The sequence below is a fragment of the Mycobacterium sp. 1274761.0 genome (assembly GCF_001668615.1).
In the GTDB taxonomy this organism is placed as follows: Bacteria; Actinomycetota; Actinomycetes; order Mycobacteriales; family Mycobacteriaceae; genus Mycobacterium.
The window spans coordinates 128,853-142,622 of record NZ_LZMC01000062.1 but is presented as its reverse complement, the minus strand read 5'-3'; the positions used below and the strand labels follow the sequence as shown (position 1 = coordinate 142,622).

The following is a 13,770-nucleotide window of genomic DNA, read 5'->3' as shown; positions in this document are numbered from 1 at the left end:
AATGAGCGTCCCCCAGCTCGGCGGCCTGCCGATCTCCGCCCCACAGGAGCGGGGCGACGCCGCACGTAACCGGGCGCTGTTGCTCGATGCCGCGCGCACCCTCATCGCCGAACGGGGCGCCGACGCCGTGTCGATGGACGATATCGCGGCGGCCGCGGGCGTCGGCAAAGGCACCGTGTTCCGTCGGTTCGGCAGCCGCGCCGGATTGATGATGGTGCTTCTCGACGAAGACGAGAAGGCCAGTCAGCACGCGTTTCTGTTCGGGCCTCCCCCGCTAGGTCCTGATGCGCCGCCGCTGGAGCGTCTGCTGGCCTTCGGCCGGGAACGCCTGCAGTTCGCCCACACCCACTACGCGCTTCTGTCGGCGACCAATCGCGACCCCGAGACGCGCTACAGCGCACCCGCCATGGTGCAGCACACGCACGTGCGGCTGCTGCTCGAGGGCGCGGGAACCACCGGGGACCTGGACACCCAGACCGATGCGCTGCTGGCGCTGCTCGACGCCGACTATGTGCATCACCAACTCACGGATCGTGGCGAGACGCTGGACAGCCTCGGTGACAAGTGGGAGAGCTTGGCGCGCAAGCTCTGTGGCACGTGAGCACTCGCTGGATCCTGCACGTCGACCTCGACCAGTTTCAGGCCGCTGTCGAAATGCGCCGGCATCCGGAACTGCGCGGGCTGCCCATCATCGTCGGGGGCAACGGCGACCCCGCCGAGCCGCGGAAGGTCGTCACGTGCGCGTCCTACCCGGCGCGCGAATTCGGTGTGCACGCCGGGATGCCGCTGCGCACGGCGGCACGCAAATGCCCCGACGCGGTGTTCCTGCCTTTGGACACCAATGCCTACGACGAAGCGTCCGAGGAAGTCATGGGCCTGCTGCGCGACTTCGGTCACCCGGTTGAGGTGTGGGGCTGGGACGAGGCCTACATCGGCGCTGACCTCGATGACGCCGTCTCCCCCGCCACGCTGGCGGGACAGATTCGCGAGGTAGTCGCCGCAGGCTCCGGTCTGACGTGTTCGGTCGGAATCAGCGACAACAAGCAACGCGCCAAGGTGGCCACCGGCTTCGGTAAGCCCACCCCTGGCATCTATCAGCTCACCGAAGCCAATTGGATGGCCGTTATGGGCGACCGTCCAGTCAACGCGCTGTGGGGTGTCGGGCCCAAGACCGCCAAAAAGCTTGCCGGGCTTGGCATCACCACCGTAGCCGATCTGGCTGCAACCGACGCTGCGTTGCTGACGTCGACGTTCGGACCCACCACCGGTCTGTGGATCCTGCTGCTGGCCAAGGGCGGAGGCGACACCAGCGTCAGCGCACAGCCGTGGGTGCCGCGATCTCGCAGCCACGTCATCACCTTCCCCAAGGACCTGACCGATCGCGCCGAGATCGACGCTGCCGTAGCCGATTTGGCCCGCAAGACACTCAGCGAGGTAGCCGGCCAAGGCCGGGTCGTCACGCGGGTCGCGGTGATCGTGCGCACCAAGACCTTTTTCACCCGCACGAAAATCCGCAAACTGCCCTCGGCCGGCATGGACGCCGACGTAATCGTGGCGATCGCCCTGCAGTTGCTCGACCAGTTCGAACTCGATCGTCCGGTCCGGCTGCTCGGTGTGCGGTTGGAGCTGGCGCCGCCGCCGAGCGGCTACTGACGTCACACCCAACCAATACCCTCACCCCATGTTGCACACAGTCGCGGTCCGCGGATACCGCTCGCTGCGCGAGGTCGTGCTGCCACTTCGTCAGCTCACCGTCGTCACCGGCGCCAACGGCACCGGCAAGTCGTCGCTGTACCGTGCGTTGCGACTGCTCGCCGACTGCGGCCGCGGTGAAGTGATCGGATCGCTCGCCCGCGAAGGTGGGCTGGACTCGGTGCTGTGGGCCGGACCGGAAAGCCTCGGTCAAGCACGGCGCAGCGGCCGCGTCGAGGGCACTGCCCGCACGGGACCGGTGGCACTTGAACTCGGCTTCGCCTCAGAGGACTTCGGCTACCTCGTCGATCTCGGGATGCCGCAGATGGCGGGCTTCAAGTCCCTGTTCGCCCGTGATCCAGAGATCAAGCGCGAAGTGGTGTTCGCCGGATCGGTGATGCGGCGCAGCTCGACGATGGTGAGACGAACGCGGGACTACGTCGAGGTGAGCGCGGAGTCCGGGCGGGGCTTCGAGGAGGTTTCCCGTTCACTGCCGCCATATCGCAGCGTGCTCACCGAATATGCCCATCCCGGTGCTCATCCGGAACTGGCCGCGGTGCGCCAGCGGCTGCGGACGTGGCGCTTCTACGACGGCTTCCGCGTCGACACCTCAGCGCCGTCACGGCTTCCCCAGGTCGGCACCCGCACACCCGTGCTCGCCGACGACGGGCGCGACGTCGCGGCGGCGGTGCAGACGATCATCGAGGCGGGATTCGACGACCTCGCCCGCGCAGTCGCCGATGCCTTCGACGGCGCCTGGGTTTCGGTCGCCGTGCACGACGGCCTGTTCGATTTGCAGCTACACCAGCGGGGCATGCTGCGTCCGCTGCGCGCCGCCGAAATGTCCGATGGCACACTGCGATTCCTGTTGTGGGCCGCCGCGCTGCTGAGCCCGCAACCACCGTCGCTGATGGTGCTAAACGAGCCCGAGACGTCGCTACATCCCGATCTGCTGCACTCGTTGGCGTCCCTGATCGCGGCGGCAGCCAGCCTGACGCAGGTCGTCGTCGTCACTCATTCCCGGAAGATGCTGGAGTTCCTGTCCACGACACCGGTGGCCGACGCCGACGATGAGACGGACGCGGTGGAAATTCCGCTGTATAAGGATCTCGGCGAAACACGTATCGAGGGGCTGGGCATGCTCAGCACGCCGGCGTGGGACTGGGGTAAGCGCTGATGCGCGGTTACGTCATGCCCGGGCGTAGTGCGCGGCTGAAGATGACGTTGGCCTGGCGCATCGCGACGCTGTACGGCCACCACGCCACCCGCTTGAACGTGTAGAGGGCACGGATGTCGGGTGAGGTGTAGATGAGGAACCTGTTGCGGGCCACACCACGCAGGATCCGGTCGGCGACGTGTTCGGGTGAGACCGCATGTCCGGTGAACCGGTTGGTCCACTTCTGCACGTCGGGATGGTCGCGGTCCACGCCGGCAATCTGAACCGTCTGCACCAGTGGGGTTTTCACGGCTCCGGGCACCACGACGGACACACCGATGCGGTGGCGAGCGAGGTCGAAGCGCAGTACCTCCGACAGACCCCGCAGACCGTACTTGCTGGCGCTGTAGGCGGCATGCCACGGCAGCGCGACAAGGCCGGCCGCCGAGGACACGTTGACCAGGTGGCCGCCGCGACGCGCGTGGACCATCGGCGGGACAAATGCCTCGATGACGTGAATGGGGCCCATCAAGTTGATGTCGATCATCGATTTCCAGTGGTCGTGGGTGAGGCGGTCGACCGTCCCCCACGCCGAGACGCCCGCGATGTTCATCACCACATCCATCGCGGGATGGTTGGCGTGTATGTCGGCGGCGAAGCGGGTGACCTCGTCGAAGTCGGAGATGTCGAGGGCACGGTGCTCGGCCACATCGGCGCCCAGCGCGCGTGCATCCGCCACCGTCGTCGCCAGACCGCGCGCATCACGGTCGGCCAGGTACAGCTGTGCCCCCTGGGCGGCCAGCTTCAGCGCCGTGGCCCGACCGATGCCGCTGGCGGCCCCGGTCAGAAAACAACGCTTGCCCGCAAAGCCGTTCTGCCCCATGGTTGGACCTTTCTAGACCGTTTTGACTCAAGCCTTGTCGAGCTCGTCGCGGCCCCAGATCGCCGAAACCCACAGCCGCTCCAATGCATCGACGGCGCGGCTGGGATCGGTGCCGCGCCCGACGAACGCGCTGTCGTGGGTGAGCGTCAATGTCGTGGTGGCCGCCAACGTGCGGACGAGCGCAGGCAGATCGGCGGATATCGGATGCGCCTCGGAGTCCTGTTCGAGCAGCGTGATCAGCTTGTCGATGATGGCGTCGTAGAAGTCGTCCATCATCTCGCGGATTTGCGCGTCGGTGTTGCGGGCAACGGCGCAGGCCTTCAATACGGGATCGTCGTTGGCGTACACAGCCGCCGCGCTACCCACCATCCGCTTGGCGAAATCCGCGGGAGACTCCCCGGGCTCCCGCGGCGCGAAATGGTGGGTGAGGCTATCGAGCAGTTCACTGGCGTCGGCCAGAATCACCGCCAGCACCGCGTATTTGGAGTCGAAGTAGAAGTAGAAGCCTGACCGGGCGACACCCGCCCGCTCGCTGATGGTGCTGACCGACAGGTCGGCGAACGACCTCTCGTGGAGCAGCTCGCGAACCGCCTCGACGATCGCGTCACGTTGCCGATCCCCCCGGCTGCGCCGAATCTGCTGCGGCGCCGATTCAGCAGTCATGTCCATATACCTTCGCAGCACGCCTCACTTCGGCCAAACTTGACATGCGTCAAGTCTGCCATTCAGTATGAGAATGAGAGTGACAACGGCCACAGTCTTTTCTGCTTCAGGAGCATCGATGCCCGCGATCAGCACCAAGGATTATCTACTCGACCAGGCGAAGCGGCGGTTGACGCCGTCGTTCAACAACTTTCCGGGGATGGGCCTGGTTGAACGTAAGTTGCTCGACACCGACTTCCCTCAGCGGCCGATGGCAACGCCGCCTCCGGGTAGCGACCTGAAACCGGTCATCGGCGATGCCGGACTGCCCATCATCGGCCACATGATCGAGATGTTTCGCGGCGGCCCGGACTACCTCTTGCACATCTACCGCAAATACGGCCCGCTGTATTACGCCGACTCCCCCGCGCTACCCGCGGTCGCCGCACTCGGTCCCGACGCGGCGCAAGCCGTCTACTCCAACCGCAACAAAGACTTCTCTCAGCAGGGGTGGGTGCCGGTGATCGGGCCGTTCTTCCACCGGGGCCTCATGCTTCTCGATTTCGAGGAGCACATGTTCCACCGGCGGATCATGCAGGAGGCATTCGTCCGGACCCGATTGGTCGGCTACCAGGAACAGGTCGACAAGGTGGTGTCGCAAGTCATCGCAAACGACTGGGTGCCCAACGATCCGCGGTTCCTGATGTATCCGGCCATGAAAGAGCTGACGCTCGACATCGCCTCGATGGTGTTCATGGGCCACGAGCCCGGAACAGACAAGGAATTGGTCACGAAAGTCAACAAGGCGTTCACCACGACCACGCGCGCGGGCAACGCCATTATCCGCACCGGAGTGCCGCCGTTCACCTGGTGGCGCGGCTTACAGGCCCGCAAGCTGCTGGAGAACTACTTCGAGGAGCGGGTCAAGGAGCGTCGCGGCAAGGAGGGCTCCGACCTGCTTACCGTGCTGTGCCACACCGAGGACGAGGACGGAAACAAGTTCTCCGACTCCGACATCGTCAACCACATGATCTTCCTGATGATGGCCGCCCACGACACCTCGACGTCGACGGCGACCACGATGATCTACCACTTGGCCAGGAACCCCGAGTGGCAGGAGCGCTGCCGTGACGAGTCCGACCGACTCGGGGACGGTCCTGTCGACATCGAGGCCCTGGAAAAGCTGGAATCGCTCGATCTGGTGCTCAATGAGTCGATCCGACTGGTCACACCGGTCCAGTGGGCGATGCGGCAGACCGTCCGCGATACGGAACTGCTCGGGTACTACCTGCCGAAGGGCACGAATGTCATCGCCTACCCCGGCATGAACCACCGTCTCGAGGAGTTCTATCCGGAACCGATGAAGTTCGATCCGGAGCGCTTCACCGAGCCCCGCAACGAGCACAAGAAGCACCGCTACGCGTTCAGCCCATTCGGCGGAGGGGCCCACAAGTGCATCGGCATGACGTTCGGCCAGTTCGAGGTCAAGACAATCCTGCACCGGTTGTTGCGCAAGTACCACCTCGAGTTGCCCCGGCCCGACTACACCACCGAATGGGACTACGGGGGCATGCCGGTGCCGAAAGACGGAATGCACATAGTGCTTCGCCCCTTGCGTTAGCCTCCAGTTCCGCGAAACGGCATTCCAGCACCAAAAGTGCGAGAGGACGCGTGCAGGAATATCGTTTCGCGGGTCAGGTGCCCGTCGACAACAGCCTGTTGGCGCAGGCGATGACCGCGCGCAGCGCTGACAGCGTGGGGTCTTCGTCGAGACCCAGCGCCCACTCGGTGTGGTAGCCGTTGCCGCCCCGTATGAAGGTCGCGGTTTCGCCGAGGGCAGGGAGCTGGTGAAACGACACCATCTCGATGGCGATGCCCTGCTCATGAAGCATGGCGGTGAGTGCGGCCACCGGACCTGACGCCGAGGCCGTCGCCGTGGCGATCCGGTCCCCGATGGCGAGCGTGGCTTGGTAATTGCGCGGCTGGGGACCCAGCCGCGTCGGCGGGCAGTCTTTGTCGGTGCAGACCCATTGCCCGAGTCGCAGCGGACCCGAGGTCGGGGCGTACGTGGTCATGAACATGGTCCAGTCCATCGCATCTGCCTCACTGCGCAGGCCACGCGGCAGAGGTGCGGCCAAATTGTCCGCGACCGTGGCCGGTGCCGAGGGCGCGCTCGTCGCGGATTGTGGTGGAGATGTCATGTGCCGGTCTTTTCTCGGTGTAGCAAGCGACCGACGGTGTAGCAACGACCCGCAGCGAGGGGTCGGTCAGAATCAGACCCCGCTGGGGATTGTTACTACGAGTCGTCTCGGCACGTCACGAATGCTAGCCGCTGTCCGGCGAACCCGCCAACTTCGTTTTTCGGACGGAGCGAGGGCCGATTCTTCGCTCGGCGCACTGTTTGCCCGGTCCTTTAGATGGGATCCTCGCTTCACTTAACCGCAGGTAGGCACGGGTGGGGTGGGTGCGTTGAGAAGTTGCAGCGCTGATGCAGACAACACAGCGATCAGGCCGACCAACCGGGTCGGCGCTTTCCGTTATTTTCGCGACGACGACCGGTGGGAGTGGTCCGACGCAGTCGCGCGCATGCATGGCTACGCGCCGTCGACGGTCGAACCGACCACGGCGCTGGTGTTGTCGCATAAGCATCCTGACGACGCCGCCAAGGTCGCGCAGCTGATCGACGCAATGGCAAAGCAGGGCGACGCGTTCAGCAGCCGGCATCGCATCGTTGACACGGCGGGCCGAACCCATAGCGTGCTGGTCGTGGCCGAGCAGCTCCGCGGCGACGATGGTGCGGTGGTGGGCAGTCAAGGCTTCTACGTCGACCTCAGCGATATCGCCACTGAGGAGACCATGAATGCCGCTATCGCTGACTTCACCAAGCATCGGTCACAGATCGAACAGGCGAAAGGCATTTTGATGGCCGTGTACGGCATCTCGGCCGAGCATGCGTTCGACATCATGGTGTGGCGTTCGCAGGAGACAAACACCAAGCTACGCAAGCTGGTTGGGCAGATCGTCGAGGACTACACCGGCCGGCTCAACATCCCGGCAGACGTCCGAGCGCGAGCCGACCAGTTGCTGCTCACCGCGCACCAGCGGGTGGCCGGATAGCGGATCGCTCGGGGCGCTTGCGACGCCGGATCGGGCGGCCAGGCACGATATCGCTCAAATGAATTGGTGGGAAGCTGCCTTCCTCGCTGCCGCCGGCATCGCTGGAGGGTTGACCGGCAGCATCGCTGGACTGGCGTCGGTGGCCACGTATCCCGCTCTGCTGATGGTTGGTCTGCCGCCCGTCACCGCGAACGTCACGAACACTGTCGCGGTGGTGTTCAACGGCATCGGCTCGGTGTGGGGTTCACATCCCGAACTCCTCGGCCGGTCGGATTGGGTCAAGCGCATCGTGCCCGCCGCCGTCGCCGGGGGAATCCTCGGCGCAGTACTGCTGTTGTCGACGCCCAGCGAGGGTTTCGAGCGGGTGGTACCGATCCTGCTCGGCCTCGCCTCAGTGGTGATTCTGCTGCCGCGGACCACCAACAGTGCATCAAGCCAGCGGCGATACCGGTTGGCGTTTGTCGTCGTCTTCCTGATATGTATCTACGGCGGCTACTTCGGGGCCGCCGCCGGGGTTCTGCTGATCGCATTATTTCTGCATGCGGAGCGGACCACGCTCGCCGTCGCCAACGCAGGCAAAAATGTGGCGCTCGGTGTCTCCAATTCTGTTGCTGCGCTGATCTTCTCGGTGTGTGCACCCGTGCACTGGCTCGCGGTCATCGCGCTCGGAGCGGGTTGTCTGGTGGGTTCGCGACTGGGTCCCGTGGTGGTACGACATGCGCCCGCAGGTCCGCTCCGGGTGTTGATCGGGGCTGCGGGTCTGGCGTTGGCCCTCAAGCTGGGGCTCGACGCCTACGGCTAGTCCAGCTGAAAGGGGCTGTCGCCCTTGGCTACCCGGGTCCCCAAGTGGATCAGATTCTGCGCGTTGGCATGCAGCGCTTCGCCCGCCTCTCGACTGGCCTTGCCCATCAGGTACCGCGACCACGTGCCCTCGATGACCACGCCCAGCTTGAAACAGGCCATCGCGACGTACCAATCCAGCCGCGGCGTCTCACGTCCCCCGGCGGCCCAGTACGCCTCCAGCAGCTCCCGTCGGGTCGCCAGACCGCCAAGCGCCGCCAGCATTGCGCCGGCGGTGATGGCGTTTGTGTCCAGCGGCCAGCAGATCAGCATCCAGCCGAGGTCCAGGAGCGGATCGCCGACCGTGCACATCTCCCAGTCGACGAATGCCGCCAGCTCCGGCCTGTCGCGCCGCAGCAGAACATTGCTCAGGTGCGGGTCACCATGCATGATTCCCGGCTCGCTGTCGGGCGGAAGGTTGGTCTGCAACCAGTCCGCGAGATCACCGACGGCAAGCGATGCTGGGTCGTACCGGTCGTGCCGGTAGCTCTCGAGCAACCGCAGAAACTGCGGAACCTGGCGCGCCAGAAAGGATCCCGGCCGCCTCAGCTCGGCGAGCGGCTTACCCTCCCACGGGGCGTTGCCCAGTTGTGCGAGGCTGGCCGCATAGGACAGCCCCACGTCGTGCCGCATGCTCTTGTCGCGGACATAGGCCTCGGCCATGTCGCTGCCGGGGTTGAAACCGTCGATTTCCTCCATCAGGTAGAACACGACACCGAGCACGTCGAGGTCTTCACACGCGGCGATGAAACCGGGGTGCGGGACGTCGGTGCCCGCCAGCGTGCGCAGTGCGGCGATTTCACGCAGCATCGTCTTGTCGCTGGTCGGCCGTGGATGCAGGGGCGGTCGCCGCAGCACCATCGGGCGCCCGTCGACGTGCACCCGCACGACGATGTTCTGGGTGCCGCCGGTCAGCGGCTCGACATCGGTGACGATCTCGCCGATCCCGTGCCGTCGCAGCCAGTCCTGCAGCGCGGACTGGTCGGTTTCGCTCAGGGTCGGCAGGGGCTGCGCGTCAGCGGGCATGGGTGACATGGTGTCAGGCCGCGGACCCATACGCATTCACCCCTGGTAGGTCACGCAGGACTGGGCTCCGTTCATGACGCCTTCGCGGAATGCGCGGACCCGCACAAATCCCGCGCCCTGCTGCTCTGTGTCGCCCTCGCCGCGAAAGACCAACAGCGCCTTGATGCCTTCGTCGAGGTCGCCCGGCGAGATGTGGTACGTGCTGGTGTAGGCGTCGGCCTGACAGTCCACGGACCACGCGTGAATTTGCATGCGCAAACATTAGTCCGGACCGACACAGTATTGCGATTTCGGCGTGGATGATCGCGGTCACCGCAACCAGCCACGCCGAAGCCGCCGCTACTTGGGTGCGAAGCGCTGACCGCCGTCCAACCGGAGGCACTGGCCGTTGAGCATCGCGTTCTCGACGATGGCGACCGCCAGCTTCGCGTACTCCTCCGGCTTGCCCAGCCGCTTCGGGAACGCGGCGTCCTTGGTCAGCACCTTGGCGAACTCGTCGGGAATGCCTTCGGTCAATCCGGTGGCGAACAGGCTCGGCGCGATGGCCAGCACCCGGATGCCGAGGCTGCCGAGATCGCGCGCCATCGTCAGGCACATCCCGGCGATGGCGGCCTTGGAAGCGGTATAGGCGACCTGTCCGATCTGGCCCTCGAACGCCGCGATCGATGCGGTGTTGATGATGACGCCGCGTTCTTCGGCCTCGTCATCAACCGGGTCGTTCTTGCTCATCGCCCAGGCGGCCAACCGGCTCACGTTGAAGGTGCCGATGAGGTTGAGGTCGATGCCCTGGCGGAAAGAGTCCAGGCTGTGCGGACCCTCCTTGCTGATGGTGCGCTCACCCTTGCCGCCACCCGCTGTCGTGACGGCGATGTGCAGGCCCCCGAGCGCCTCGATGGCGTCGTTCAGGACCGTCTCGGTGCCCTCGAAGTCGGTGACGTCCACCTCGTGGAAGGTGCCGCCAATCGCATCGGCGACCTCTTTACCCTTCGACTGCGGCCGGTCCAGGATCGCGACGCTGGCACCACGCTGGGCCAACGCCTCGGCTGTCGCCTTGCCGAACCCGGATGCGCCGCCCACGATGACGGCCTTCTTACCCGCGATCTCCATCTGGCTCCCTTTCCAAAAAGTGCTCAATTCGTAAAGGAACCTACCGACGCCGTTTTCGGGTAAGGCTTTCGGGTCGCTTGATCGGTACCTTGGCCAGCATGGCGTCAAGCGGCGTTCGTGCGATGGCAGGGATTGCGGCGGCTGCGGTCGCGCTCGGGGTGACCCAGCTCATGGCCGCGTTCGTCGGCCCGCAATCGGACTCGCGCACCGCCATCGGGTCGACGGTCATCGATCTGACGCCCGGACCGGTGAAGGAATGGGCGATCACGACGTTCGGCACCGCCGACAAGCTCGCGTTATCGCTTCTGGTGCTGGCCGTGATCGCACTCATCGCCGCGGTCGCCGGCTCACTGGAGCGGCGCCGCATCCCGATCGGCAGCGCGGCGATCGTGCTCGCCGGGCTCGCTGGCTGCGCCGCGGTGTTGTCCCGCACGGGCGCGTCGATTGTCCACATCGTGCCCACCGTGATCGGCACCCTGTGCGGCGTCGCGGTGCTGCGCCTGTTGGCCTCGGGCAGGATCACCGATGAACCTGCTTCCGAGGACCCCGACGTTCCCGATCACGGTCGCCGACTGTCGCTGGTGACACTGGGGCTGCTCGCCGGGGGCGCGCTGACCGGCGTCATCGGTGTCGTGGTGTCCAGGGCCAGGACATCGGTTGCCGGTGACCGCGAGGCGTTCTCACTGCCCGCCGCCGATGTCGCGGCACCGCCCATCCCACCGACGGTACAGCCGAAAGGTGTTGCGCTGCCATCATTTGTCACCAACAACAACGACTTCTACCGGATTGACACGGCGCTGTCCGTGCCGCAGCTCAGCCGCGCCAACTGGCATCTGAGAATCCATGGCATGGTCGATCGCGAAGTCACTTATGCCTTCGAGGATCTGCGGCGCTTCGAGGTGGTCGAGAAGGTCGTGACGCTGACCTGTGTGTCCAACCCGGTCGGCGGCGACCTCATCTCGAACGCGAGCTGGACGGGCTACCGGCTGCGAGACCTGTTGGCCGAGGCCGGTGTTCGGCCCGATGCCGACATGGTGCTGTCGACCTCGAGCGACGGGTTCACAGCGGGTACGCCGGTCGAGGCGCTGACCGACGGACGCGACGCCCTGCTTGCGATCGCCATGAACGGTCAACCGCTGCCCACCGAACACGGTTATCCCGCACGGCTTGTCGTGCCGGGCCTGTACGGGTACGTGTCGGCGACGAAGTGGGTCGTCGACCTCGAACTCACCCGGTTCGACAAGGCCCAGGCGTACTGGACGAAGCTCGGCTGGTCACCGCGCGGTCCGATCAAGACGGCATCGCGCATTGACGTGCCGCAGAACGGGCAGGAGGTCGCCCGCGGCCCGGTCACCTTCGGCGGAGTGGCCTGGGCGCAGAACCGCGGTGTCAAGGCCGTCGAGGTGCGCATCGATGACGGCCCGTGGCGGCCGGCCCAACTCGGAGCCGCTTATTCGAACGACACGTGGCGGCTGTGGGGATTCCCGTGGCATGCCGATGCCCCTGGCTCACACACGATTACGGTGCGAGCCACCGACAACACCGGCGCGGTACAGACCGAGCAGCGGGCCGATCCGGTGCCCGACGGCGCCTCCGGCTGGCACTCGGTGACATTCGCCGTCATGTGATCCCGTCCTTCGTGACAAGGTGGAGACGTGTTGTTGGTCGACGTCGCTACCGCATCGGCGGAAGTCGGCGCATCTTCGGCACGGCTGGCGAAGATTGCCCGGATCGCCGAGCTGCTGTCGGCCGTCGCCGAAAGCGGCGATGCCAGGCTGGTGGCGGTCGTCGTCTCATGGCTGTCGGGTGAGCTGCCGCAGCGCCAGATTGGCGTCGGCTGGGCCGCACTCCGGTCACTGCCGCAGCCCGCTCGAGAGCCGACGTTGACGGTCGGCGTCGTCGACGCGGCGTTCACAGAGATCGGGGCCGTCGCAGGCAAGGGTTCCCAGGCCCGCCGCGCCGGGCTCGTCACCGAGCTGTTCGCGGCTGCGACCGACGACGAGCAGACATTCCTGCGCCGGCTGCTCAGCGGCGAGTTGCGCCAGGGCGCGCTTGCCGGGGTCATGGCCGACGCCGTCGCGAAAGCGGCCCGCATGCCCGCTGCCGCCGTTCGGCGCGCGGCGATGCTGGGCGGCGACCTGCCCGGGGTCGCGGCGGCCGCATTGACCGGCGGGGAGCTGGCACTGTCAGGATTCACGCTTCGCGTCGGTCAGCCCGTCGGCCCGATGCTGGCGCAGACGGCGACCGGAGTCGACGACGCTCTCGAACGCCTCCGCGGGGAGGCCGTATTCGAGGCCAAGCTCGACGGGGCCCGCGTGCAGATCCACCGCTCGGGCAGCGACGTGTCGATCTACACCCGAAGCCTCGACGACGTCACCGCGCGCCTGCCCGAGGTCGTCGAGGCGACGCTCGCGCTTCCAGTGACGAATCTGATCGCCGACGGCGAGGCAATCGCCTTGCGCCCCGACGGCCGCCCGCACCGGTTTCAAATCACCGCGTCGCGGTTCGGCCGTGGCGGTGGCCGCGGCGCAAAGGATCGCAGTGTGGACATCGCGGCCGCCCGTGCGGCGCAGCCGCTGTCGGTGTTCTTCTTCGACGTCCTACACGTCGACGGCACAGACGTGATCGATGAACCGACCCGCGAGCGCTTGTCGATGCTCGACGCCATCGTGCCTCCGGTTCAACGCGTCGATCGGCTCTTCACCACCGATTCCGTTGCAGCTCAGCGCTTCTTGGATGCCACGCTGGCCGCGGGGCACGAAGGGGTGATGGCCAAGTCTCTGTCGGCGCCCTACGAGGCGGGCCGACGCGGCGCGGGCTGGCTGAAGGTCAAACCGGTCCACACTCTCGACCTGGTGGTGCTGGCTGTCGAGTGGGGCTCGGGCCGCCGCACCGGCAAGCTGTCCAACATCCACCTCGGCGCCCGCGATCCCGCAACTGGCGGGTTCGTCATGCTGGGCAAGACATTCAAAGGCATGACCGACGCCATGCTCGACTGGCAGACGGCCCGGTTCACCGAGTTGGCCGACGGTCCGACCGACGGCTGGGTGGTCAAAGTCCGCCCCGAGCAGGTGGTGGAGATCGCGTTCGATGGCGTGCAAACATCGTCACGCTACCCCGGCGGTATGGCGCTTCGATTCGCCCGCGTGCTGCGCTACCGGGACGACAAGACCCCCGCCGAAGCCGACACGATCGACACTGTCCGAGCGCTCTACGAGCGCGGATAGCCGCCATTTCGGGCATGTTCACCCATTCCCCTTCAGGCCCGGCACCGGCTTTGACAGGATCACTAGGCACCCAGACTCCG

The 13,770-nt window shown here is 66.1% G+C and carries 14 protein-coding genes; 8 read left to right on the top strand and 6 right to left on the bottom strand.

The window, feature by feature from the left end; all coding sequences use genetic code 11:
- The first annotated feature begins 1 nt into the window (after position 1).
- Genes A5651_RS13115 through A5651_RS13105 form a run of 3 tightly spaced genes read left to right on the top strand, consistent with a single transcriptional unit; the run spans position 2 to position 2,869 of the window.
- On the top strand, positions 2 to 601 hold the full coding sequence (locus A5651_RS13115) for a TetR/AcrR family transcriptional regulator (protein WP_066980862.1): 600 nt from the start codon (positions 2 to 4) through the stop codon (positions 599 to 601).
- The gene (locus A5651_RS13110; protein WP_066980859.1) at positions 598 to 1,653 is read left to right on the top strand and encodes a DNA polymerase IV; all 1,056 of its coding nucleotides are present in this window, start codon (positions 598 to 600) and stop codon (positions 1,651 to 1,653) included. Before A5651_RS13115 ends, A5651_RS13110 begins: the two co-directional genes overlap by 4 nt.
- Before the next feature lie 28 nt (positions 1,654 to 1,681).
- The gene (locus A5651_RS13105) at positions 1,682 to 2,869 is read left to right on the top strand and encodes an AAA family ATPase (RefSeq protein WP_066980856.1); all 1,188 of its coding nucleotides are present in this window, start codon (positions 1,682 to 1,684) and stop codon (positions 2,867 to 2,869) included.
- Between the two features lie 7 nt (positions 2,870 to 2,876).
- Here A5651_RS13105 and A5651_RS13100 read toward each other — a convergent pair whose 3' ends face one another.
- The gene (locus tag A5651_RS13100) at positions 2,877 to 3,731 is read right to left on the bottom strand and encodes an SDR family oxidoreductase (RefSeq protein ID WP_066980852.1); all 855 of its coding nucleotides are present in this window, start codon (positions 3,729 to 3,731) and stop codon (positions 2,877 to 2,879) included.
- A 27-nt stretch (positions 3,732 to 3,758) separates the two neighbouring features.
- Complete coding sequence (locus A5651_RS13095; RefSeq protein WP_066981225.1) at positions 3,759 to 4,394, bottom strand: TetR/AcrR family transcriptional regulator; 636 nt, start codon at positions 4,392 to 4,394, stop codon at positions 3,759 to 3,761.
- Positions 4,395 to 4,512: 118 nt separating this feature from the next.
- Between A5651_RS13095 and A5651_RS13090 the strand changes: the two genes are divergently transcribed.
- A complete protein-coding gene (locus tag A5651_RS13090) occupies positions 4,513 to 5,994 on the top strand; it encodes a cytochrome P450 (protein ID WP_066980850.1) in 1,482 nt (493 codons plus the stop codon).
- A 73-nt stretch (positions 5,995 to 6,067) separates the two neighbouring features.
- Here A5651_RS13090 and A5651_RS13085 read toward each other — a convergent pair whose 3' ends face one another.
- On the bottom strand, positions 6,068 to 6,574 hold the full coding sequence (locus A5651_RS13085) for a homocitrate synthase (protein WP_066980847.1): 507 nt from the start codon (positions 6,572 to 6,574) through the stop codon (positions 6,068 to 6,070).
- A gap of 259 nt (positions 6,575 to 6,833) precedes the next feature.
- Here A5651_RS13085 and A5651_RS13080 point away from each other — a divergent pair, with 259 nt between their 5' ends.
- Positions 6,834 to 7,490 (top strand): PAS and ANTAR domain-containing protein, encoded by a 657-nt coding sequence (locus A5651_RS13080; protein WP_082943746.1) that lies wholly within the window; start codon positions 6,834 to 6,836, stop codon positions 7,488 to 7,490.
- A 58-nt stretch (positions 7,491 to 7,548) separates the two neighbouring features.
- Positions 7,549 to 8,292 (top strand): sulfite exporter TauE/SafE family protein, encoded by a 744-nt coding sequence (locus A5651_RS13075; RefSeq protein WP_066980844.1) that lies wholly within the window; start codon positions 7,549 to 7,551, stop codon positions 8,290 to 8,292.
- Here the strand turns inward: A5651_RS13075 and A5651_RS13070 are convergent.
- From A5651_RS13070 to A5651_RS13060, 3 genes are all read right to left on the bottom strand, one after another.
- Complete coding sequence (locus A5651_RS13070) at positions 8,289 to 9,356, bottom strand: phosphotransferase family protein (RefSeq protein ID WP_066980841.1); 1,068 nt, start codon at positions 9,354 to 9,356, stop codon at positions 8,289 to 8,291. The two genes, A5651_RS13075 and A5651_RS13070, sit on opposite strands and share 4 nt — an antisense overlap.
- Before the next feature lie 36 nt (positions 9,357 to 9,392).
- Complete coding sequence (locus tag A5651_RS13065; protein WP_066980838.1) at positions 9,393 to 9,608, bottom strand: hypothetical protein; 216 nt, start codon at positions 9,606 to 9,608, stop codon at positions 9,393 to 9,395.
- Between the two features lie 87 nt (positions 9,609 to 9,695).
- A complete protein-coding gene (locus tag A5651_RS13060; protein ID WP_066980835.1) occupies positions 9,696 to 10,463 on the bottom strand; it encodes an SDR family NAD(P)-dependent oxidoreductase in 768 nt (255 codons plus the stop codon).
- Between the two features lie 98 nt (positions 10,464 to 10,561).
- Here A5651_RS13060 and A5651_RS13055 point away from each other — a divergent pair, with 98 nt between their 5' ends.
- Positions 10,562 to 12,091 carry a molybdopterin-dependent oxidoreductase gene (locus A5651_RS13055; protein WP_066980832.1) on the top strand — a complete coding sequence of 510 codons (1,530 nt, stop codon included), beginning with the start codon at positions 10,562 to 10,564 and terminating at the stop codon, positions 12,089 to 12,091.
- Positions 12,092 to 12,118: 27 nt separating this feature from the next.
- Positions 12,119 to 13,690, top strand: a complete 1,572-nt coding sequence (locus A5651_RS13050; protein WP_066980829.1) for an ATP-dependent DNA ligase — start codon at positions 12,119 to 12,121, stop codon at positions 13,688 to 13,690.
- Positions 13,691 to 13,770 lie beyond the last annotated feature (80 nt).

What these genes read in the sequence shown, in the direction of transcription:
- A5651_RS13115 (WP_066980862.1), top strand. Translation starts at nt 2, where the DNA reads ATGAGCGTCCCCCAGCTCGGCGGCCTGCCGATCTCCGCCCCACAGGAG.
- A5651_RS13105 (WP_066980856.1), top strand. Translation starts at nt 1,682, where the DNA reads ATGTTGCACACAGTCGCGGTCCGCGGATACCGCTCGCTGCGCGAGGTC.
- A5651_RS13100 (WP_066980852.1), bottom strand. Translation starts at nt 3,731, where the DNA reads ATGGGGCAGAACGGCTTTGCGGGCAAGCGTTGTTTTCTGACCGGGGCC.
- A5651_RS13095 (WP_066981225.1), bottom strand. Translation starts at nt 4,394, where the DNA reads ATGACTGCTGAATCGGCGCCGCAGCAGATTCGGCGCAGCCGGGGGGAT.
- A5651_RS13090 (WP_066980850.1), top strand. Translation starts at nt 4,513, where the DNA reads ATGCCCGCGATCAGCACCAAGGATTATCTACTCGACCAGGCGAAGCGG.
- A5651_RS13085 (WP_066980847.1), bottom strand. Translation starts at nt 6,574, where the DNA reads ATGACATCTCCACCACAATCCGCGACGAGCGCGCCCTCGGCACCGGCC.
- A5651_RS13075 (WP_066980844.1), top strand. Translation starts at nt 7,549, where the DNA reads ATGAATTGGTGGGAAGCTGCCTTCCTCGCTGCCGCCGGCATCGCTGGA.
- A5651_RS13070 (WP_066980841.1), bottom strand. Translation starts at nt 9,356, where the DNA reads ATGCCCGCTGACGCGCAGCCCCTGCCGACCCTGAGCGAAACCGACCAG.
- A5651_RS13065 (WP_066980838.1), bottom strand. Translation starts at nt 9,608, where the DNA reads ATGCAAATTCACGCGTGGTCCGTGGACTGTCAGGCCGACGCCTACACC.
- A5651_RS13060 (WP_066980835.1), bottom strand. Translation starts at nt 10,463, where the DNA reads ATGGAGATCGCGGGTAAGAAGGCCGTCATCGTGGGCGGCGCATCCGGG.
- A5651_RS13055 (WP_066980832.1), top strand. Translation starts at nt 10,562, where the DNA reads ATGGCGTCAAGCGGCGTTCGTGCGATGGCAGGGATTGCGGCGGCTGCG.